The organism is Bacillus sp. L75, assembly GCF_003676355.1.
In the GTDB taxonomy this organism is placed as follows: Bacteria; Bacillota; Bacilli; order Bacillales; family Bacillaceae; genus Bacillus; species Bacillus velezensis.
In genome coordinates this window covers 365,386-386,076 of the sequence record NZ_ML064901.1, presented here as the reverse complement: position 1 = coordinate 386,076, position 20,691 = coordinate 365,386, and the positions used below count along the sequence as shown (strand labels likewise).

Here is a 20,691-nt window from a genome sequence, read left to right as displayed (position 1 = left end):
CTCCTTTAAATAAGTGAGAGATATTTATATTGAGGGACTGTTATCCCTTAATAACTTCTTTGCGGCTCCTTCGTCCGTGACGAGAACCGTGTTTCGCTGCTTTTTAAAATAAGCTTCGATTGCTTCTGCTTTTGATGATCCGCCCGCTACCGCGATAATGTCGGGAATGGCATCGAGGTCATCAAGCTGCATTCCGACTGAATGCACCTTGTGAACGACTTCTCCGTCCGCATTAAAGTAGTAGCCGAATGCCTCTGTCACCGCATGATTGTCATCTATTTTCTTCAAATCTTCCAAAGGCGTGTTTCTTCGCTCCGCCATTGTTCTAGCTTCGCCGATTCCGTGAACGAGCATACTCGCTGATTTAATCGTGTGAAGCACCTCTTTTACGGAAGGCTCTTCAATAATAGATGAGTAGGCGCCTTGTGACAGCTGCCCGGGAACGAACAAAAGCCGGTAAGTGCCTGAAGCCTTTTCCGCCATATGCGCGCATATGGTGTTCGCCTGGTTTTTCACATCTTCGCCTAAACCGCCTCTTGCGGGCACAAACAGGAGTTCGCGGTTTTTTGAATCCGGCGTCATCATATCGGCGACGGCTTCAATTGTCGTACCGCCGGTTACAGCGACGATATTTTTGCCTGAAAATCTCTTTTTCATACATGCAACGGCCGCTCTCCCTAATTCTTTTTTGACCCAAGGAGATTGGTCGCTGTCTCCGGAAACGATAATGGCGTCTTTCAGATTAAGCCGCTCTTTTAATGTCTTTTCCAGAAGCGTCAATCCTAAAACATCCTTCATCGTATCTTCCAGAATCGAAAGCAGTGAATAGCCCTCTTCCGTCATTGTCATGCCGTTTGTTTTAATATCGATGAGATTCTGTTCTTTCAAAAACTGAACCTCGCTTCTGAGAACGCGCTCGGTCAATCCGAGACTGGCAGCAAGACTTCTGCGGCCGATCGGTTCGGTAAGCCTGATATACTGCAAGATTTCAAATCTTTTCTGCATCACAAGCAAAAGATCAGGCAATAATTTTTTTTGAGCTTGTATTAACTGGTTCATGACTCAAACGTTCCTTCCTATTCATACTGGACAGAAAATGTCCCGCTATGACAAAAAACGTCCCATCATAGCCAAAAAAAATTATGTCTGCTTTCTTTAATTATTTTAACAGGATGACATTGTTAATTCAACTGTTAAAGGTCAATTCCTCGACATTCTTCGCAGGATTTTCCAGTATCTCCTTGATACAGTCATTATATACAGAAACGGAATGAAGGTGACAGACAAAAGCCCGCCGGAGCGGACTTTTGTCGTAAAACGCTTTCATTTTATCCAGAGTTTTTCTATTTCTTCTAATGATTTATTTTTCGTCTCAGGGCAGATCGTCACGACAAACAAGAAACAGAGAATATTAATGACGGCGAATATCCAGAAGGTGTACGCGAGCCCTAACCCGCTGATCATCATCGGCACGAACTGGCCGATCGCCCAGTTCGCCCCCCACAGGAATATCGTCGCGATACCGGCGGCGCGTGCGCGGAGGTGGTTCGGAAAGATTTCTGAAATCATGATCCACGTAATCGGCCCGACTGAAACGCAGAAAGCGGCGACGAATCCCAATATAATGACGACTAAAGCCGGCCCGCTTGCAAGCTGAAAATAAAAGGATGCCCCGATTAAGATCATGAACAGCGCCATAAAGGCAGATCCGACCCCCATCAGCTTTTTCCGGCCTACCTTATCGACTAAAAGAACCGCGATAATGGTGAAAATCACTTCGACGACACCGACGATGCATGTCGTGATAAACCCCGCATTCTGTCCGAAGCCCATCATTTTGAAAATTTCCGGCCCGTAATACGTAATTGCGTTCATGCCGATGACCTGATTGAATAAAGCCAGCAGAATCCCGATCACAAGCGCTTTTCTCAGCCCCGGCTTAAACAGCTGAGACAATGAACCCATTTTTTCTAATTGTAAAGACGTTTCGATTTGTTTGATTTCTTCTTTCGCGGTCTGCTCGCCGTTAATGCGCGTCAGCACGGCGAGGGCTTCATTCTGGCGCCCTGCTTTCGCAAGCCAGCGCGGACTTTCCGGCACGATAAGCAGCACGATAAAAAAGATGACGGACGGAATCATGCCGTAAGCGAGCATCCACCGCCAGCCGGTGTGCACTCCCCATTCATACGAGCCGGACTGCTGGACGGCGAGGTTAATAAAATAAGTGCCGGATATCCCTAATATCGTAAACAGCTGATACAGTGAAGACAGACTGCCGCGTATGGCCGGCGGAGCGGCTTCGGTAATATACGTGACAGAAAGCGAGGAGCCCATGCCGATTCCCAGACCGCCGATGACTCTGGCGATCACTAAGGAAGACACACTTTGAGAAAGCGCAGAGACAACCGCTGACACCGCAAACAACAGCGCCGCTGCCATCAAAATCTTTCTCCGTCCGAAACGGTCACTCAAAAATCCGGAAATCCCGACGCCGAAAACACCGCCGATCATAATGCTTGAAATCACGAGCCCTTCCATAAAAGGACTTAAGCGGTACAAATCTTTCAGGAAACCGATAGCGCCGGAAATCACCGCCGTGTCATAACCGTACAAAAGCCCTCCCAGTCCGGCCGCGCATGAGATGAGAATGACAAACCACTTGGAATGCTGCCGAGTGACAGGTACATTTGAGCCAATTGGTGCCGGGTGATTCTTCATGAATTTTACCCTCCCGCGAATAATAGAATAAAAACGCTTACAAATCTGAGTGCGGCGCTTGATGTTGCTTTGTTTTCTTCAGAACCGCCACATTTGTACGTACTTATAAAGAATTTTATCTAAAAATAAGGGAAATTAGTACGTACAAATAAAGAATAAGCAGTTTTTCATAATCTGTCAATTATTTTTACAGCTTGATGAAAGGGCTTACTATGTTATACTGGAATTTGTCCGTATACATTTTGGAGGAATTGATATGCTACCGAAATATGCTCAAGTAAAAGAAGAAATTTGTTCATGGCTGAATCAAGGAAAAATACAGCCGGACGAAAAGCTGCCTACGGAAAATGAGCTGATGCAGCAGTTCGGCGTCAGCCGCCATACCATCAGAAAGGCGATCGGAGATTTGGTCTCGCAGGGGCTGCTGTACAGCGTTCAGGGCGGAGGCACCTTTGTCGCTTCACGCACGGCGAAATCAGCCATGCATTCAAACAAAACGATCGGCGTCATTACAACGTACATATCAGACTATATTTTTCCGAGCATCATCAGGGGAATCGAATCTTATTTAAGCGAACAGGGCTATTCCATGCTGCTGACGAGCACCAACAACAATACAGAAAGTGAGCGGCGCGGCCTTGAAAACCTGCTGTCCAAAAATATAGACGGGCTGATTGTCGAGCCTACGAAAAGCGCGCTGCAGACGCCCAACATCGGCTACTATCTCAATCTGGAGAAAAACGGCATTCCGTTTGCCATGATTAACGCCTCTTATGCGGAGCTGGCCGCACCAAGCTTTTCCGTCAATGATGTCAAAGGCGGCATGATGGCTTGCGAATACGTCATGTCCCTCGGCCACACGCACATTATGGGAATCTTTAAAGCGGATGACACGCAGGGCGTCAAACGGATGAACGGCTATCTGCAGGCGCATCGGGAGCGCGGGATTTTCCCGTCTCCGGACATGATCGTCACTTACACGACTGAAGAAAAAGAAACCGTGCTTCTCCAAAAAATTAAGCATACCCTTGAGCAAAACAGCGGATCACACCCGACGGCCATTCTTTGCTACAATGACGAAATTGCGCTGAAGACGATTAATCTTCTCAGGGAATTCGGGTTAAAGGTGCCTGATGACGTATCGGTCATGGGCTATGACGATTCACATTTCGCCCAGATTTCCGAGGTGAAGCTCACCTCTGTCAAGCATCCGAAATCCATTATGGGGAAAGCGGCGGCAAAATACGTCATCGACTGCTTAGAGCATAAAAAACCGAAGAAGGATGACGTCGTGTATGAACCGGAACTCGTCATCCGGAATTCAGTCAGGCGGATCGGCGAATAAAAAAAGCAATGTGCGCGGCACATTGCTTTTTTTGCTCAGCTGTTTTTTAATTCGGCGATGATCTCAAATGATCTCATTCTGTCGGCATGCTCAAAGCTTTCTGAATTCACCATGATTTCATCCGCCTGTGTTGTCCGGATGAAGCTTTCCAGCTTTTCCTTCACACGCTCCGGTCCGCCGACGATCGTTGAACTGAGCTGTTCATTGACCATCGCTTTTTCATACGGCGACCAGATTTGATCCATGTCTTCAACAGGAGGCTTCAGCTGGTTCGGCGTGCCGCGGACGAGGTCTAAAAATCTTTGATAATGCGATGTTGCCAGATGCTCCGCCTTTTCGTCCGTATCGGCGGCAATGACGGTGACGCCGACCATCGCGTACGGTTGATCCAGTACGTCTGACGGACGGAAGGAGCTGCGGTACAGCTCAAGGGCGGGCACGGTGTTTTTCGGTGAAAAGTGAGCCGCAAAGGCGAACGGAAGCCCGAGCTCTCCCGCAAGACGCGCGCTGAATCCGCTTGAGCCCAGAAGCCAGATCGGCACGTCCAGCCCTTCGCCCGGAATGGCGCGGACTTGATTGCGCACATTGCCTGTCGGTTTGAAGTAATTTCTCAATTCTTCAAGCTGCTCCGGAAAATCTTCCCCGCTGTTTATGTTTCTTCGTAAGGCTCTGGCCGTTAATTGGTCGGTCCCCGGCGCGCGTCCGAGCCCCAGGTCAATCCGCCCCGGATATAACGTTTCAAGGGTTCCGAATTGCTCCGCGATCACAAGTGAAGAATGATTCGGCAGCATAATACCCCCAGAACCGACGCGGATTTTTTTCGTGCCGCCGGCGATGTGGCCGATCAGCACCGCCGTTGCCGAGCTGGCAACTCCTTCTATATTATGATGCTCCGCAAGCCAATAGCGGTTATAGCCCCACTCCTCGGCGCGGCGCGCTAAATCCATGCTGTTGCGGAACGATTCAGCAACCGTTCCCCCCTGTACGACCGGCGATAAATTCAATACGGAAAACGCAGTATCTTTCAATGTATGTTCAGCCATCGTTTTCTCCTTTGCGGTTTAGTGTAAGCAGATCTTAAACAAGGTCTCTACCACACACCTTACCACAGCTTTTCCCGTGAGTTAAACAATTTGATTCGATGATCTTCGAACAATCAGTCAGCGGTCGTCACTAGTGAACTCTGTATGAATGAATCTATTACATTCAGATATGATGAGCTTTTCATCCTATAAAAGTGAAAATCTATCGTTGAAAGAACAAACCCAATAATGTTAAGATATGTATGATATTGAATAGGAAGGAAGTCATTGTCTATATGCGTAAAAAAATCTTAATGGCACTCACAACAGCTTTACTGGCAGCAATCTTCTTTACAGGAAACACCGATAAGGCATATGCCGCAGACTTTTACTCCGGCACTCAGCAGCATTTAAATGTAAGCGGATTTACCGATGCCTCCTACTACACGAAAAAAGCGAAAAGTGTCGATTTTACTCTCAGTACAGCGTATCCGTCAGATCGAACTTTTAAAGGAAACCTATACTTACAGCGAAAGTCCGGAAAGAAATGGACGACTTGTAAAAAAACAACCTTTTCTTTCTCAGTAAGGGTGACTAAGTCATTCTCTTTAAAAGGATGCAAGACAGGTTATTATCGTGTCAAAGCCACGTTCAGCGGTTCAAAACTTGTCAATACGACAAATTCTTTTAAAATTAACCGATAAGATTCAGGGCCCTATGATTATTAGGGTCTTTTTTTATTCGTTCTTTGTGAGTTCCTGTGCGATTTGAATAAAAAGTTTTGCCGCCAATGAAGCCTCCTTTACGGACGGAACGGCAAGCAGAACATCTCGGTACACCGCACGATTGAGTTCTCTTGTCACGACATTTTCCGGCAGCGATATTCCCGACATAGACATTTGTGATAATATCGCAATTCCCAGCCCCTCTTTGATCATGCTGATGGACGTATTGACGTTGTAAACAGTGAATGCGGCAGTCAGCACAGATCCTGCCTCCTTAAACATATCAATAAACGGTGATTCGTATCCTCCGTCACAGATGATCATCGGCTGGCGGTCAAGATCTTTCAGAGTGATTGACTCACAGCTGCAAAGCGGATGATCATTTCTAAGCACGACTGCCATTTTATCTTTTTTCAGCGGCAGATATTCCATGTCTTCCGTAGGAAAAAGAGTGATACCCACATCTATTACCCGGGAGCGGAGCCATTCCTTTACTTCGTTAACCGTTCCTTCATGAAGCACCAACTCAAGCTTCGGATACCGTTTTTTAAACACGCTGATCAGCTTTGGAATGAAATAAGCGGAAGCGGCCGGAAATGTGCCGATGTGAATCGTTCCCTGTTCAAGCCCTCTTTCCGCGGCCGCCAGCTGCTCGGCTTTTTCTATGCCTTTGAGCACCTCTCTGATATGGACGAGAATTTTTCCGCCCGTGTCCGTGAGCCTTACGCCGTTGCGGCGCTCGCGGATGATCAGCTTGATGCCGAGCTCTGACTCAAGCGCAGAGATGGCATGGCTGACAGCGGGCTGCGTCATATTCAGCGCCTGCCCCGCTTTTGTAAAGCTTCCCGTTTCAGCGATTTGAACAAAAACCCGCAGTTGTGTAATCGTCATAACGTTTTACTTATGCTCCTTATAAAAAAGATTCATTTTATTTATCTTACTGATTACCGTATCATATGATGGAATTGTTCTACAAGGAGTGAACGACGTGAAACAGCTTTCGAAAATACAGACGGCTCTTATGCTGGCGTTTCTAGTCACGGTGTGGGGAATTAACTGGCCGCTGACAAAGGCCGCGCTTGCCTATTCGCCGCCTCTTCTGTTTGCCGGAATCCGCACGCTGATCGGCGGACTTCTATTATTAATGGTGGCGCTGCCCCGTTTTAAAAAGCTGCGTTTTAAAGAAACGTGGCCGATCTATCTTATTTCTGCCATTTTAAATATTACTTTATTTTACGGCCTGCAAACGGTCGGCTTGAATTACCTGCCTGCCGGCTTATTTTCAGCCATCGTGTTTTTCCAGCCGGTTTTAATGGGCGTTTTTTCTTGGCTGTGGCTCGGGGAATCGATGTATCCTTTAAAAATAGCCGGTCTTATTCTGGGCTTTGCCGGTGTCGCCGTCATCAGCGCAGCCGGTTTCGGAGGCCATATTTCCATCGCCGGCATTCTTTTGGCCTTAGGCTCCGCGGTCAGCTGGGCGCTCGGCACGGTATATGTGAAAAGAACGGGCGGACGCGCGGACTCTATCTGGATGGTCGCTCTTCAGCTTCTGATCGGCGGCGTGCTGCTTGTCAGCTCCGGCCATTTTTCAGAAAGCTTTTCAGCGATTCAATGGAAAGCTCCGTTCATTCTCAGCCTTCTGTTCATTTCAGTTTTTGTTATCGCGCTCGGCTGGCTCGCCTTTTTTACGCTTGTCGGTTCAGGGGAAGCAAGCAAGGTTGCCTCTTACACCTTCCTGATCCCGCTCATATCCATTGTCGTCAGCTCGATATTCCTGCATGAGCCGCTGACCGTCAGCCTTTTAGCCGGACTGCTTCTGATCGTCACAAGCATTTGTTTTGTGAATATAACACCGAAGAAACTGAAAACACCTGCTCTGGCCGCAGAAAAAAAGGCCGTTCATTAAAAAAACTCTTGCCGCGGGGCAAGAGTTTTTTATTTATTGACGTCTCCCTTTCACGAGATACGCAGCCGTAATGAGGAGATAGATGGCCGCAGTGATGCATGTGATGACGATGGATGTCGTCGCAATTACGCCGATCAGGATGGCCAAAAGCGCAAGCACCGCAAACCATGTCGTGTACGGGAACCATTTGACGTAATAAGCCGGCTGTTCTGTTGAATGTTTTCTTGATTTCAAATGGGCGAATCCGATAATCAGCCAGATGAACAGCACGGTATAGCCGAGGGAACCCATCAAATAATTAAACGTCTGGCTTCCCGCGAATAAAGAAATCAGGACGCCTACATATAAAAATGACGTACAAGTCAGAATCGCATAGACGGGAACCTTTTTCTTCGATAGTTTTGAAAAGATTTTCGGCAGCCGGCCGTCAGAAGCCTGCGTAAACAAGACGCGGGATGATCCGTACAGTCCCGAGTTCATAGACGAGATAATCGCAAGAAGAATGACGGCATTCATAATATGGTCGGCACCCGGAATTCCGATCATCTTAAATACTATGACAAACGGGCTTTCGGGAACGCTGTTGACTTGATTCCAAGGAATCAGGCTGACGATGATGAAAAACGGCAGCAAGTAAAAAGCGACAATCCGCGTTAACGTGCTACGGACAGCTTTCGGGATCACCTTTTCGGGGTTTTTTGTCTCCGCCAGCGTGACGCCGATGATTTCCGTTCCGCCGTATGAGTAGATCACGACGAGCATCGCCGTAATGACACCCCCCGCTCCATGCGGGAAAAACCCTCCGTGATCCGTTAAATGAGACAGCCCCGGCGCCGTGTGATTGCCGAATGAGAAAAATAAAAGCAGAATCCCGCATAAAATAAAGATGACAATCACTGTAATTTTAATGAGCGCGAGCCAGTACTCCGTCTCGGCAAACAGTTTCACAGAAAGCATGTTTACGACCGTCACCACGATGGAAATGATCAAAGCCAATATCCATATCGGACATTCCGGCAGCCAATATTGAATGAAAATGGCGGCTACGACCGCCTCAGCGGCAATATTGAGCACCCACATTTTCCAATAGATCCAGTCTAAAAAGTATGCAGCGTACGACCCGAGAGACTGCTGAACCAAATCACGGAACGTCCTTGCATGTTTGTTTCTGACAGCCATTTCGGCCAGCCCCTGCATAATAAACAGCAGAATGATTCCGCCGAGGAGGTAGGCCAATAACACGGACGGCCCCGCTTCATCAATCGCCGTGCTGCTGCCTTTAAAGAGCCCGGCCCCGATTGCGCCTCCAAGCGCCATCATCATAATGTGTCTGGACGACATCGTCCGTTTTAACGTTTGCTTGTCCTTTTCCATCTATCACACGCCCTCTCGCAAAAAGTGTTCATCACATAAAAAAGCACGCCGCCTCTTTTTAGAAAAGAGACGGCGTGCCTCAGGCAGCCGCGGTACCACTCTTGTTGATCCCGAATATCCGGAATCCAGCTTAAAAACCTTTTAACGAAGGTCAGCCGTTAGGACATAGGGAATATTCCGATAATTCCGTTCCGCCCTGCCACTTCCGGGCGAGTTCAAAGAACAATCAGTCCGCGTTGCACCAACCCGCGGCTCTCTTTTTCTGATTGGATTCTTTTACTGCTCCCGTTCACAGTGTTTTATGTTAAATGAATCTTTTGAGTTTTTATTTTCTGAATATAGTAACATAATATACAGTCTTCTATTTTCAAAGTCAATACTAATTTTTGCCGTCTATTGTCCTTCCCGGTCATTCGAAAGTCTCAGCTGAAATCCGGACACAAGGCTTTGCTTTCCGGGCGCCGCGCTTTCCGCTTTCACCTTTGTGTTTGCGTATAAAAACAGCGCAAGCGCAATGCCGAATGATATGACGAGAATCCATGCTTTTTTCATCCAGATGCCTCCTCACTTTCTATCATCGGCGGCTTTTTCTCTTTTTTTATACGCCAAATTGAAAAAACAATTTTAAAATTCTGTTTTCCTTATATTGAAACTTGCTTTATCATAAAAGTATGCGTTTACATTCGAGTAGGGAGGTTATAGCATGACCCCTGTGAATTCAAGCAGCATCGGGAAGATTCAGGCGGCCAGCAAAGGTTTGTCGCCAAAATTGAGAGCGATTGCAGACCATATCGTGAAGGAACCGAAAGACGTGGTTCACCTTTCCATCATTCAGCTGGCGGAAAAAACGAAAAGCTCTGAAGCGACGATTTTCAGGCTGTGCAAACGGCTCGGTTTTTCCGGCTATCAGGATTTAAAAATCACGCTGGCTCAGGAGATCGTTCAGGAGCCGGTGCAGCACATTCATGAAGAAATGAGCCCCGACGACGATATCGAAGTCATCATCCGGAAAGTTTTCCGCACAAACATTTCCGGTCTGACCGATACCTTTCATTTATTAGACCCGGCCGACGTTGAAAAAGCGGTAGAAATGATTCACCGCGCAGACAGAATCGAATTTTACGGAAACGGCGGTTCCGGGCTGATCGCCATAGACGCGTATCATAAATTTATGCGTACGGGTATAAATTGCATCGCGCACACGGATTCTCACTTTCAGGCGATGTCAGCGGGTCTTCTCGGTCCTGAAAGCGCAGTCATCGGTATTTCTCATTCGGGAAGCAACAAGGACGTGCTCGACGCGGTGAAAACGGCCAAATCGCTCGGCGCCGGCACGATCGGCATTACAAGCTACCAAAAGTCGCCGCTCACCCAGATTTCCGACGTGGTGCTGTATACATCAACAAGGGAGACGGCTTTCAGAACGGAAGCAATGTCCGCAAGGCTTGCCCAGCTGTCGGTCATTGATACACTGTATTTCGCCACGGCCCGGCTGCGGCAGGAGAAAACGCTCGCCAACTTGCAGCAAATCAGAAAAATGATCGCGCACAAACGTTTGTAATATTTATTTTTCAAAAGAGAGAATGCCGATACAGCGGGAATTGAGGCAATTTTATGAAAAAAATTTTCTTCTTCATCGTTGATTTATAAAAAAATTATTCCTATAATTGACTTTGTAAGGGCATACATTATCAATCTATCTTATTATTCAATCAGATTAGGCGGGATATATTATGAAGGAAACCCAAGCTGTTATCGGTCTGGATATCGGCACGACCAGTACGAAAGCCGTTCTGTTCGGACCAAGAGGCAAAGTGTTAGCCAAGCATTCGGTTCACTATGATTTAATACAGCCAAAGCCGGCATGGGCCGAGCAGGATCCTGAGCACATTCTGGAAGCGGTTATCGGAAGCATCAGAGGCGCCGTCACAAAGGCCGGACTGAGCCCTGACAATCTGCTTGCAATCGGCATCAGCACCGCCATGCACTCATTGATAGCTGTCGATCAAAACGGCGGCCTGCTGACCAAAAGCATCATTTGGGCGGACAACCGCAGCGCCGAGCAATCAAAACGTATTTTAAAAGAGATGAACGGTTTTGATATTTATAAAAGAACGGGTACGCCGATTCACCCGATGTCTCCGCTTTCCAAAATTGTGTGGATGAAAGAACAGGACAAGGAGACATTCGCGAAAACCGCCAAATTCATCAGTATTAAAGAATATATTCTGCACGAGTTTTTCGGAACTTATGTCGTCGATTATTCGATCGCTTCGGCAACGGGGCTGTTCCGTTTAGATACGCTTTCCTGGGATGAAGAAGCGCTCCGGATTGCCGGAATCCGGGAAGATCAGCTGTCGGACATCGTGCCGACCACTCATCAGCTGCGCGGCCTTGCGCCGGAAATCGCTGCACGGATGGGCATTCATGCGGATACACCGTTTATTATCGGCGCAAATGACGGCGTGCTCGCCAACCTTGGAGTCGGCGCGATCGGCAAAGGCGAAGTGGCCGTTACGATCGGAACAAGCGGAGCCGTGCGTTCGGTGACGGATGCGCCGATTACGGATGAAAAAGCGCGGACATTCTGTTACGCGCTGACTGACAAGCATTGGGTCATCGGAGGCCCGACGAATAACGGAGGCATTATGCTGCGCTGGCTTCGAGACGAATTCGCTTCTCCGGAAGTCGAAACGGCGAAGCGGCTCGGCATTGATCCGTATGATTTAATGATTGATATCGCTGATAAAGTGCCCGCAGGCTCTGAGGGATTGCTGTTTCTGCCGTTTTTATCAGGGGAGCGCGCGCCGTTTTGGAATCCGAATGCCCGCGGAACGTTTTTCGGCATCAGCCTCCGCCATAAACGGGAGCATTTTATCAGAGCGGTGCTGGAAGGCGTCATCATGAGCGTCTTTTCAATCGGTGTCGCACTGAGAGATTTGGCGGGCCCCGCAAAAGACGTGCGGGCTTCGGGAGGATTTGCGAGATCGCCGCTGTGGAGGCAGATTTTGTCCGATACGATGGGACGGGAAGTCCTCGTTCCGGAAAGTTACGAAGCCTCGGCGCTCGGAGCGGCCGTTCTCGCTTTGCACAGCCTTGGCGAAATGGAACGGATCGAGGATGTTCAGGACTGGATCAGAATTTCTCACCGCCATGAACCGAACGTCAAAAACAGCGAAACATATATTGAGCTGTTTTACTTATACGAGCGGCTGTATGACAAGCTCAAAGATGAATTTGACGTCATCAGTGAATTTCAGCTCAAACAAAGCCGTTAATTCTTCTTTGAAAGGGTGAAAAGGTCATGTTACTGTTTATTGTCATTGCCGCTATTATCGTTTTACTCTTATTGATTACGGTCGCTAAATTAAATCCGTTTATCAGTCTTTTGATTACATCCATCCTTGTCGGTTTCGCAACGGGCATGAATCTGCCGGACATTATCGCTTCGATGAAAACCGGGCTCGGCAATACGCTGTCGCTGCTTGCGATCGTGCTGGCCCTCGGTACGATGCTCGGAAAAATGATGGCTGAATCAGGCGGTGCGGAGCGTATCGCCCACACCCTGATCGGCCGCTTCGGCAAAAAGAAAGTGCATTGGGCGATGATGGCCGTCGCTTTTATTGTCGGCATCCCGGTCTTTTTCCAGGTCGGCTTCGTCCTGCTCGTGCCGCTTTTGTTTACGATTGCGATTGAAACCGGGGTTTCATTAGTGACGATCGGAATTCCGCTCCTTGCGGGACTTTCCGTCGTGCACGGATTGGTTCCGCCCCACCCGGCGGCGATGGCGGCTGTCGGCATTTATCACGCCAATGTCGGAAAAACGATTTTGTTTTCTTTAATCGTTGGGATTCCGACTGCCATCATCGCGGGGCCGCTTTACGGAAAATGGATTGGTAAGCGCATTCATAAACCCGTTCCCGAACTGTTGAAAAAACAATTTATTGAACGGAATGAAAAACGCAAGCTTCCGGGATTCGCAAATACATTGTTTACGATATTGGTACCGGTGATCCTGATGCTTATGGCAACGCTTGCCGAAATTGCGCTTCCGGAAAAAAGCACGCTCTATGAAACTTTTAAATTTATCGGCGACCCTGTCACGGCGCTTTTGATCGCCACGGTTTACTCCTTTTTCAGCCTTGGTTTTTATCAGGGCTTTGACAGAGAAAGCATTTTAAAATTCAGCAATGACTGTCTGGGACCGATTGCTTCCATTCTGCTTGTGATCGGAGCCGGCGGCGCTTTTAACAACGTCCTGATTGATTCAGGCGTCGGCACGTATATCGCTGACATGGCGAAGCATTCAAGCTTCTCTCCCGTTCTTTTAAGCTGGACGATCGCGGCGGTCATCCGTGTCGCCACAGGTTCAGCGACTGTCGCCATGATGACGGCGGCCGGCATTGTTGCACCGATTGCATCTGTCATGCCGGGCGTCAGCAGTGAGCTTCTCGTATTGGCAACGGGAGCGGGCTCTTTGATTCTGTCACATGTCAATGACTCCGGTTTCTGGCTCATTAAAGAGTATTTCGGAATGACGGTCAAAGAAACGTTCCTGACATGGACGGCGATGGAAACGATTATTTCTGTCAGTGCAATCTGTTTTATCATGATCATTAACGCGTTTATATAAAAACAAACCCCGGCCGCAAACCGGGGGTTGTTTTTTTATCGGTCATTCACGAGGATATAAGCGGCTTTAACGGGTCCGTGGACGCCGACAACCAAATCCATTTCGATATCGGCCGAGTTGCTCGGTCCAGTAATATAGTTGATGCAGGAAGGAACGGTGACGCCGTCTCTGATCTGCTGTTTCAGTATATCGCTGGCCTGTGTCATTCTCGGCACAATGGAAGATTTCGGGATGATTGCGATATAGGTGGTCGGAAGCAGGCTGACAGAACGGCCGGCATGCTCTGACGCATACAAAACAACGGTGGCTGATTCCGCAAGCGTGATCTCGCTGAATGTGATGCCCACATTCGCTTGTTCCGCTTTTTCAATATTTTTCGCTCCTTGTTCCGCGTCCCATTCCCAAACGGGAACCCCTTCATCCGGCCACTCTTCTGTCATAAGGGTCTGCAAGCCGTACGTTTCAAACCGGCTGTCCTTCGGAATGATGACAGGCCCTCCTTCAAAGCGGTTCACCTGCGTGCGCAAAGCGTCGTAAAGCCCGGCTGCATCCGTTTCGATCAGTTCGGTATGAATGTTGACGCAGTGGTCTTTCAGCATCGTGACAAGATCGTCTTCCGTACAGCCCGCATGCGTTTGATATTGAGGCTGATACTTCCATTCAGGCAGGGACACGCCTGATTTCCTGCGCTCTCTGCCCAGACTTTCGGCGATCCGGTTTAAAAAGGATTCCTGATGTGTAACCGTCCCTTTCATCATCATTCTTCCCCCTTTTGTTTTTCCCGGTCTTTAAACCAATCTCTGAATCTCGATTTATGCGGCGCCGGGAAGTCCCGTATTGCCGTCCATTCTTTTAACGGCCCCGGCCCTTTTGATATTTTGTCATCTTCCGTAAACGGCGTCATGGCGGCAGGCGCCCATTTCGATCCCATTTTATAAAGGGACGGGGATGACGAGCCGAGCCCGAAGGCTTTCATCGCCAGTTTTTCGCTGATCGGCGCTTTGCCCTCTTTTTCCACGATGTTCTGCCGATGCTTGAGCAGCAGCTCGTGCAACGGAATTTTAACGGGACATGCTTCCGTACAGGCCGCGCATAAGGAAGATGCGTACGGGAGCTCCTTGTATTCGTCATATCCGCCGAGAAGAGGCGATAAGACGGCGCCGATCGGACCCGAATAGATGGACCCGTACGAGTGTCCGCCGACATGCCGGTACACGGGACAGACGTTGATGCAGGCGGCGCAGCGGATACATTGCAGCACTGATTGAAATTCCGTGCCGAGTATGCGGGAACGCCCGTTGTCCACAACCACGAGGTGGAATTCCTCAGGCCCGTCCGCTTCTCCTTGCTGCCGAGGTCCCGTCAGCGCCGTAATGTAACTTGTAAGCCGCTGGCCGACCGCGCTTCTCGTCAGCATGCTGACAAGCACTTCAAACTCAGAAAATGACGGAACGATCCGCTCCATTCCCATCACGGTGATCTGCGTCTTCGGCAGCGCGGACACAAGGCGGCCGTTTCCTTCGTTCGTCACGAGACTGACCGATCCGGTATCCGCGATCGCAAAGTTGCAGCCTGTAATGCCGACATCCGCTTCGAGAAATTTTTTCCGGAGAACGCTGCGCGCGTGCATGACGAGCTCTTCCGGTTTTTCCGTCTGTTTGTATTCGAGTCTCTCTTTAAACACGTCACGGATCTGCTCTTTGTTTTTATGAAGAGCGGGAGCAACGATATGTGACGGCGGATCGTGATCGTCAATCTGGAGAATGTATTCGCCGAGATCCGTTTCTGTGACTTCACAGCCCTCTTCCTCAAGCACTTCGTTCATATTGATTTCTTCTGTCACCATGGATTTGGATTTCACGATTTTTTTGGCGTTTTTCTGCCGGATGACATCGCGGATATAGGAGGACGCTTCTTCCGCCGTTTCGGCGAAAAAGACGTGTCCGCCTCTGTTGGCGACATTTTCGGCGAGCTGTTCCAAATAGAAATCAAGATTGTCCAGCACATGCTGTCTGATTTCTTCCGCATGTGAACGCCAATCCTCCCAGTTTCCCAATTCTTCGGCCGCCTGCAGCCTTCTTGTCCTGAGCCGTTCCTGCGCTCCGGAGACGGCTCCTCTCATAAACTCATTATCTATTCCTTCTGATACCCGCTCTTTAAAAGCGGCGGTACCGATTTTCATCGCCATGATTTTCCCCCCTTGTTGTTTCTCGTGTTATCTGCTGTTCAGCACTTCGGCGATGTGCATGACTCTGACGTTTTTATCCTTACGGTCAAGACGCCCGCCGATATTCATCAGACAGCCGCAATCCGCCCCGATCAGCACTTCGGCCTCCGTGTCTTCCACGCAGGCGACCTTCTCATCCACCATTTGTTCAGAGATTTGAGCCATTTTCACAGAAAATGTTCCTCCGAATCCGCAGCATTGGTGCTTTCCGGGAAGCGCGGTCAGCTCGAGCCCCTTGACATGGCGCAAAAGCTTCATCGGCTCCTCCGACACGCCGAGCAGCCTCGTCATGTGGCACGATGTATGGACTGTCGCTTTTTTATGCAGCACCGCCCCGACATCCTCCACCCCGAGAACGTTGACGATAAAATCCGTTAACTCATATGTTTTGTCCGCAAGCTGCTGCGCTTTTGCCGCCCACTTCGGATCGTCCTGAAACAGATGCGGATATTCACGGAACATCGTCGTACAGGAACCTGACGGACTGACGACGTACTCCGCTTCTTCAAACGCGGCAATCATCCGCTTCATCGCTTTTTTCGCATCCGTCACATACCCGCTGTTGTATGCGGGCTGCCCGCAGCAAATCTGCCCCTCGGGAAAATCCACCTCACACCCGAGCCGTTCCAGCACCTCAACCGTCGCCTTTCCGACATTGGTCTGGAACATATCCACAAGGCACGTGACAAATAATGAGACTTTCATGATGAACCCCTCTTTCATCCTCAATATGTGATCCGGTCATCTGATGACCTGTTTTTGGGAAAGCTCTATGAATATCCTACACTATTCTGAATATGGATTGGAAGGTTTTTCTGAAAAATCCTTTCGTCCGATGCGCTGAAGGGGACAAAAAAAGAGAAGCCCGAAAGCTCCTCAAGCTGCTCTACATCCCGTTTTCCAGTAGACGTCCCAGTTTTTGCACACCCTCTTTTATCGCGGCTTTACCGGCATAACTGAACGACAGGCGAAGATATTCCGCACCGTCTTCCTGATGCAGAAAAAAATATTTACCGGGGACATAGGAAACGCCGTGAGAAAGAGCCCTCGCCAGCATTGCGGATGTATCCGCTCCCGGCGCTTTCACCCATACAAAGTAACCGCCTTCCGGCACGTGCCAGGATGCGGATTCCGGAAGATATCGCGCTGATGCGGCGAGCAAAACGTCACGTTTGCTTTGATATGCTTCCCGCAAGGCGGCGAGCCGTTTTTCAACATTCGTTTGTTCCAGATAGACGGCAGTCACCGCTTGGGAAAACGGGTGGCCTAAGTCTTTTTTTAACCATGACAATGCCGTGATGAATGCGGCGTCCCCTGCAATCCAGCCGATCCTCATACCCGGGGCGATGACTTTTGATAATGAACCGGCGTACAGCACCCGGCCGTTTTGATCCATGGCTTTCAAGGGCGGCGGAATATCGGTGAATCCGAGCTCGCCGTATGCATCATCCTCCACGATGAGAAAATCATACGTTTCGGCAAGCTGAAGCAGGCGGGTTCTCCGCTTCGCTGACATTACGGTTCCCGCAGGATTCTGAAAAGCGGGTATCGTGTAGAGAAGACGGGGAAGCAGAAGCCCTTTTCGTTTTCTTTCCTCAAGCATGAACGCTAATGTTTCTGTTTGCAGGCCCTCTTGATCTGTCGGAATGCTCATGATATGCGGTGTGTAATTTTTAAAAATCTCGAGCGCTTCCATGTAGACCGGAGCTTCAACGGCAGCGGCGGTTTGTTCATCGAGGAAAACACGTGCAGCCAGATCTATCGCCTGACAGGCGCCTGACGTCACGAGCAGCTCATCGTCCCGACAGTGAATGCCGCGGATGGCTAACCGTTCTTGAATCTGCTTTTTTAAAACGGCCGTCCTCGGGCTTCCCATATAATGCAGCGGCAGATCGCGCTCCTCATCCAGAAGGCGGGCGGCGGCTTCTTTCAGCTCCTTGTCAGGAACGAGTGCGGGATCGGGATAGCCGGAATGCAGGGGGATGCACGCTTTCGGAACTGCCGGCATCCATTCCCCGGGAGGATCGTTTGTCAGAGCTTTCTTTACATGGTCGGAAAAAAAAGATTCGGCCTGCATGTGATGTTATCCCCTTTCACAAGTCAGCTTCTATACATTTTCTTCAAAATAAGCCCCCAGCACGTCTTCCACATTCGTCAGGTGCGCCGTCATCGCGGCTTCCGCTTCATCCGCGTCTTTGGCGGCGACGGCGCTGTAAATGCGTTCATGCTCTTCATACAATCGCTGCACGCTCGTTCGTTTAGAAAACAGCCAAATTTTTCTCGTTTCTCTCATCGTTTCCAAAAGGAGCGCGGAGACATGATTCATGAGATGCTTGAGCAGCCCGTTTTGTGATGCTTCTGCCAGCGCCATGTGAAAGGAGAAATCCGCTTTTTCGCCCAATTCTTCGTCTCCGTCAATGTCTTTCATCTCCAGGAGAGCTTGGCGGATTTTTTGTAAATCGTCTTCGGTGCGTTTTTCAGCGGCCATGGCGGCGACGCCGAGTTCAAGCAGCTTTCTGACTTCGAGCAGCTGTTTGACGTCCTCTTTTTTCATCAAAAGGGCGGAAGAAAGCGGCTGGGAAACATGAGACGGCTCAAATTCTCTTATGTATGTGCCTTCTCCCTGCTTCATGTCGACGAGCCCCATCGCTTTCAAAGCCGACAGCGCTTCTCTGACCGCCGAGCGGCTGACCTGAAAACTCTCAGAAAGCGCCTGAACGGAATCAAGCTTTTCACCCGGCTTAAGCTCGCCCGCTTTTATCTTCTCCAGCAATGCGTCAGCGACTTCCTCGTAGATTTTTTTCGTTTTAATTTGTTTATATTTCAACGCGATCACCCCGTCACTTGTGAATCTTGATGTTTATCGTCTATTATACTTCTTTTTTCGCACCGCCGACAGGTTCAGACAATTTGTTCAAGAAAAGTATTGTACTTTCAAAACTTTCAAAATATAATGCTAATTAACCCGGTCATCAGATGACCTTATCATAAAAAGTAATCGCTTACATGACATAAGGAGGGGTTTTTTAGGGATGCAATGGACACAGGGGTACGCTCCTTTAGGGGGAAATTTGCTTTTATCGGCAGCTTGCGCGCTCGTGCCGATTATCTTCTTTTTTTGGGCGCTTGCGGTGAAACGGATGAAGGGGTACATCGCGGGGCTTTTAACGTTAGCCGTTTCACTTTTAATCGCTGTATTTGTTTACGGCATGCCGGCGGAAAAAGCGGTGATGTCCGCTTCTCAGGGAGCGGTGTACGGGCTGCTTCCGATCGGCTGGATTATCGTCACATCGGTCTTTCTGTATAAAATCACCGTGAAAACGGGACAGTTTGAGATTATCCGGAGTTCGGTGCTCTCAATTACAGATGACCGGCGTTTGCAGGCGCTGCTCATCGCCTTTTCATTCGGGGCGTTTTTAGAAGGCGCCGCCGGTTTCGGCGCTCCCGTCGCGATCTCGGCCGCTTTGCTCGTCGGACTTGGTTTTCAGCCGCTGTATGCGGCGGGAATTTGCCTGATTGCCAATACGGCACCCGTTGCCTTCGGCGCGATCGGCATTCCGATTACCGCCGTCGAAGGTCCGACCGGGATACCGGCAATGGAAATTTCTCAAATGGTCGGCCGGCAGCTTCCGTTTTTATCCGTCTTTATTCCGCTGTACTTAATCATTTTGATGAGCGGGTTTAAAAAAGCTTTTGAGGTATGGCCGGCCATTCTTGTTTCCGGCGTCTCCTTTGCGGCCGTGCAGTACGCAAGCTCGAATTTTTTAGGGCCTGAGCTTCCGGATGTGCTGTCGGCGCTTGTTTCCATGGCCGCGCTCGCTCTGTTTTTGAAATTTTGGAAACCGAAAACGGCCTTTCGTTTCGCGGCAGAACGGGAATCAGCAGCGGCCGCTGACCGGGCGCCGATCAAGTACGGGGGCGCCGCGGTGTTTAAAGCGTGGTCTCCTTTCCTTCTTCTGACGGCCATGATATCCGTCTGGGGGATTCCCGGCGTGAAGGCTGCCCTAACCGGTCATTATGAAGGAACGTCAATGTGGCTTTCCTGGCTGAATGCAGCCGGGCGTGCATTGACCTTCACGCCTCCCGTCCCATTTGTAAATCAGCAGATTCTTCAGGCGGACGGCACGCCGATTGAAGCCGTGTACAAACTTGAGCTTTTCGGTTCAGCGGGGACGGCGATTCTGATTGCCGCCGTCATCTCCAAGTTCGCCCTCGGCATGTCGTGGAAGACATGGGGCGAAGCGTTTATAGAAACGGTGAAAGAGTTAACGCTTCCGGTCGTGACCATTGTTTCTGTTGTCGGCTTTGCTTATGTGACGAATGCTTCCGGCATGAGCACGACACTCGGTCTTGCGCTTGCCATGACGGGCGCGATGTTTACCTTTTTTTCGCCAGTGCTCGGCTGGCTCGGCGTGTTTATTACCGGCTCTGATACGTCCGCCAATCTATTGTTCGGCGGATTGCAAAAGGTGACGGCGCTCTCTGTCGGGATGGACCCGGTTCTCTCCGTTGCCGCCAATTCATCGGGCGGTGTCACCGGAAAAATGATTTCTCCGCAATCCATTGCGGTTGCCTGTGCCGCTGTCGGTCTGGCGGGCAAGGAGGCCGACCTTTTCCGTTTTACGATTAAGCACAGTCTGTTTTTGCTTCTGCTCGTCTGTCTCATTACATTTTTACAGCATCATCTGTTTTCATGGATGATCCCGTAACACGGAGAACCTCCCCGGGGTTTGGCTCGGGG

The 20,691-nt window shown here is 49.5% G+C and carries 18 protein-coding genes and 1 other annotated feature; of the genes, 7 read left to right on the top strand and 11 right to left on the bottom strand.

All coding sequences use genetic code 11. From position 1 onward, the window contains the following. Nucleotides 1-24: 24 nt before the first annotated feature. Nucleotides 25-1,059 carry a gapA transcriptional regulator CggR gene (gene cggR / locus D5S11_RS01990; RefSeq protein ID WP_003151607.1) on the bottom strand — a complete coding sequence of 345 codons (1,035 nt, stop codon included), beginning with the start codon at nt 1,057-1,059 and terminating at the stop codon, nt 25-27. A gap of 264 nt (nt 1,060-1,323) precedes the next feature. Beyond that, the gene (gene araE, locus D5S11_RS01985; RefSeq protein ID WP_032867015.1) at nt 1,324-2,718 is read right to left on the bottom strand and encodes an arabinose-proton symporter AraE; all 1,395 of its coding nucleotides are present in this window, start codon (nt 2,716-2,718) and stop codon (nt 1,324-1,326) included. A 256-nt stretch (nt 2,719-2,974) separates the two neighbouring features. Here araE and araR point away from each other — a divergent pair, with 256 nt between their 5' ends. Continuing rightward, complete coding sequence (gene araR, locus D5S11_RS01980; RefSeq protein WP_020956364.1) at nt 2,975-4,063, top strand: arabinose utilization transcriptional regulator AraR; 1,089 nt, start codon at nt 2,975-2,977, stop codon at nt 4,061-4,063. Between the two features lie 35 nt (nt 4,064-4,098). Here araR and D5S11_RS01975 read toward each other — a convergent pair whose 3' ends face one another. Further along, nucleotides 4,099-5,106, bottom strand: coding sequence for an LLM class flavin-dependent oxidoreductase (locus D5S11_RS01975; RefSeq protein WP_007409952.1), 1,008 nt, complete (start codon nt 5,104-5,106; stop codon nt 4,099-4,101). A 275-nt stretch (nt 5,107-5,381) separates the two neighbouring features. On the opposite strand from D5S11_RS01975, the gene D5S11_RS01970 reads away from it, so the two are divergent. After that, complete coding sequence (locus D5S11_RS01970) at nt 5,382-5,789, top strand: hypothetical protein (protein ID WP_003151600.1); 408 nt, start codon at nt 5,382-5,384, stop codon at nt 5,787-5,789. A 33-nt stretch (nt 5,790-5,822) separates the two neighbouring features. Here the strand turns inward: D5S11_RS01970 and D5S11_RS01965 are convergent, their stop codons facing one another. Further along, nucleotides 5,823-6,701: a LysR family transcriptional regulator gene (locus D5S11_RS01965; protein ID WP_020956365.1), complete on the bottom strand. Its 879-nt coding sequence runs from the start codon at nt 6,699-6,701 to the stop codon at nt 5,823-5,825. A gap of 97 nt (nt 6,702-6,798) precedes the next feature. On the opposite strand from D5S11_RS01965, the gene D5S11_RS01960 reads away from it, so the two are divergent. Further along, nucleotides 6,799-7,716 carry a DMT family transporter gene (locus D5S11_RS01960; RefSeq protein ID WP_003151595.1) on the top strand — a complete coding sequence of 306 codons (918 nt, stop codon included), beginning with the start codon at nt 6,799-6,801 and terminating at the stop codon, nt 7,714-7,716. 33 nt (nt 7,717-7,749) lie between these two features. On the opposite strand, the gene D5S11_RS01955 is transcribed toward D5S11_RS01960, so the two are convergent. Both D5S11_RS01955 and D5S11_RS19810 read right to left on the bottom strand, forming a co-directional pair. Continuing rightward, a complete protein-coding gene (locus D5S11_RS01955) occupies nt 7,750-9,090 on the bottom strand; it encodes an amino acid permease (RefSeq protein WP_007407366.1) in 1,341 nt (446 codons plus the stop codon). Nucleotides 9,091-9,152: 62 nt separating this feature from the next. Further along, nucleotides 9,153-9,392 (bottom strand) — a binding site (T-box leader). A 91-nt stretch (nt 9,393-9,483) separates the two neighbouring features. After that, the gene (locus D5S11_RS19810; RefSeq protein WP_007613883.1) at nt 9,484-9,642 is read right to left on the bottom strand and encodes a hypothetical protein; all 159 of its coding nucleotides are present in this window, start codon (nt 9,640-9,642) and stop codon (nt 9,484-9,486) included. A 151-nt stretch (nt 9,643-9,793) separates the two neighbouring features. Between D5S11_RS19810 and D5S11_RS01950 the strand changes: the two genes are divergently transcribed. The 3 genes from D5S11_RS01950 (at nt 9,794) to D5S11_RS01940 (ending at nt 13,723) form a co-directional block, all read left to right on the top strand. Continuing rightward, nucleotides 9,794-10,651 carry a MurR/RpiR family transcriptional regulator gene (locus D5S11_RS01950; protein ID WP_007407371.1) on the top strand — a complete coding sequence of 286 codons (858 nt, stop codon included), beginning with the start codon at nt 9,794-9,796 and terminating at the stop codon, nt 10,649-10,651. Nucleotides 10,652-10,823: 172 nt separating this feature from the next. Continuing rightward, on the top strand, nt 10,824-12,368 hold the full coding sequence (gntK, locus tag D5S11_RS01945; RefSeq protein WP_007407372.1) for a gluconokinase: 1,545 nt from the start codon (nt 10,824-10,826) through the stop codon (nt 12,366-12,368). A 26-nt stretch (nt 12,369-12,394) separates the two neighbouring features. Beyond that, a complete protein-coding gene (locus D5S11_RS01940) occupies nt 12,395-13,723 on the top strand; it encodes a GntP family permease (RefSeq protein ID WP_007407373.1) in 1,329 nt (442 codons plus the stop codon). Nucleotides 13,724-13,758: 35 nt separating this feature from the next. Here the strand turns inward: D5S11_RS01940 and D5S11_RS01935 are convergent, their stop codons facing one another. From D5S11_RS01935 to lutR, 5 genes are all read right to left on the bottom strand, one after another. After that, nucleotides 13,759-14,481, bottom strand: a complete 723-nt coding sequence (locus D5S11_RS01935; protein WP_032869628.1) for a LutC/YkgG family protein — start codon at nt 14,479-14,481, stop codon at nt 13,759-13,761. Next, nucleotides 14,481-15,911: a LutB/LldF family L-lactate oxidation iron-sulfur protein gene (locus tag D5S11_RS01930; RefSeq protein ID WP_007407375.1), complete on the bottom strand. Its 1,431-nt coding sequence runs from the start codon at nt 15,909-15,911 to the stop codon at nt 14,481-14,483. The genes D5S11_RS01935 and D5S11_RS01930 overlap by 1 nt, the downstream gene beginning before the upstream one ends. Before the next feature lie 27 nt (nt 15,912-15,938). After that, nucleotides 15,939-16,655 (bottom strand): (Fe-S)-binding protein, encoded by a 717-nt coding sequence (locus tag D5S11_RS01925; protein ID WP_007613889.1) that lies wholly within the window; start codon nt 16,653-16,655, stop codon nt 15,939-15,941. Between the two features lie 181 nt (nt 16,656-16,836). Further along, the gene (locus D5S11_RS01920; RefSeq protein ID WP_042635505.1) at nt 16,837-18,027 is read right to left on the bottom strand and encodes an aminotransferase-like domain-containing protein; all 1,191 of its coding nucleotides are present in this window, start codon (nt 18,025-18,027) and stop codon (nt 16,837-16,839) included. Nucleotides 18,028-18,057: 30 nt separating this feature from the next. Next, nucleotides 18,058-18,777, bottom strand: a complete 720-nt coding sequence (gene lutR / locus D5S11_RS01915; RefSeq protein ID WP_007407377.1) for an L-lactate utilization/bacilysin biosynthesis transcriptional regulator LutR — start codon at nt 18,775-18,777, stop codon at nt 18,058-18,060. 205 nt (nt 18,778-18,982) lie between these two features. Here lutR and lutP point away from each other — a divergent pair, with 205 nt between their 5' ends. Next, nucleotides 18,983-20,659 carry an L-lactate permease LutP gene (lutP, locus tag D5S11_RS01910; RefSeq protein ID WP_007407378.1) on the top strand — a complete coding sequence of 559 codons (1,677 nt, stop codon included), beginning with the start codon at nt 18,983-18,985 and terminating at the stop codon, nt 20,657-20,659. Nucleotides 20,660-20,691: the final 32 nt, after the last annotated feature.

What these genes read in the sequence shown, in the direction of transcription:
- cggR (WP_003151607.1), bottom strand. Translation starts at nt 1,059, where the DNA reads ATGAACCAGTTAATACAAGCTCAAAAAAAATTATTGCCTGATCTTTTG.
- araE (WP_032867015.1), bottom strand. Translation starts at nt 2,718, where the DNA reads ATGAAGAATCACCCGGCACCAATTGGCTCAAATGTACCTGTCACTCGG.
- araR (WP_020956364.1), top strand. Translation starts at nt 2,975, where the DNA reads ATGCTACCGAAATATGCTCAAGTAAAAGAAGAAATTTGTTCATGGCTG.
- D5S11_RS01975 (WP_007409952.1), bottom strand. Translation starts at nt 5,106, where the DNA reads ATGGCTGAACATACATTGAAAGATACTGCGTTTTCCGTATTGAATTTA.
- D5S11_RS01970 (WP_003151600.1), top strand. Translation starts at nt 5,382, where the DNA reads ATGCGTAAAAAAATCTTAATGGCACTCACAACAGCTTTACTGGCAGCA.
- D5S11_RS01965 (WP_020956365.1), bottom strand. Translation starts at nt 6,701, where the DNA reads ATGACGATTACACAACTGCGGGTTTTTGTTCAAATCGCTGAAACGGGA.
- D5S11_RS01955 (WP_007407366.1), bottom strand. Translation starts at nt 9,090, where the DNA reads ATGGAAAAGGACAAGCAAACGTTAAAACGGACGATGTCGTCCAGACAC.
- D5S11_RS19810 (WP_007613883.1), bottom strand. Translation starts at nt 9,642, where the DNA reads ATGAAAAAAGCATGGATTCTCGTCATATCATTCGGCATTGCGCTTGCG.
- D5S11_RS01950 (WP_007407371.1), top strand. Translation starts at nt 9,794, where the DNA reads ATGACCCCTGTGAATTCAAGCAGCATCGGGAAGATTCAGGCGGCCAGC.
- gntK (WP_007407372.1), top strand. Translation starts at nt 10,824, where the DNA reads ATGAAGGAAACCCAAGCTGTTATCGGTCTGGATATCGGCACGACCAGT.
- D5S11_RS01940 (WP_007407373.1), top strand. Translation starts at nt 12,395, where the DNA reads ATGTTACTGTTTATTGTCATTGCCGCTATTATCGTTTTACTCTTATTG.
- D5S11_RS01935 (WP_032869628.1), bottom strand. Translation starts at nt 14,481, where the DNA reads ATGATGAAAGGGACGGTTACACATCAGGAATCCTTTTTAAACCGGATC.
- D5S11_RS01930 (WP_007407375.1), bottom strand. Translation starts at nt 15,911, where the DNA reads ATGGCGATGAAAATCGGTACCGCCGCTTTTAAAGAGCGGGTATCAGAA.
- D5S11_RS01925 (WP_007613889.1), bottom strand. Translation starts at nt 16,655, where the DNA reads ATGAAAGTCTCATTATTTGTCACGTGCCTTGTGGATATGTTCCAGACC.
- D5S11_RS01920 (WP_042635505.1), bottom strand. Translation starts at nt 18,027, where the DNA reads ATGCAGGCCGAATCTTTTTTTTCCGACCATGTAAAGAAAGCTCTGACA.
- lutP (WP_007407378.1), top strand. Translation starts at nt 18,983, where the DNA reads ATGCAATGGACACAGGGGTACGCTCCTTTAGGGGGAAATTTGCTTTTA.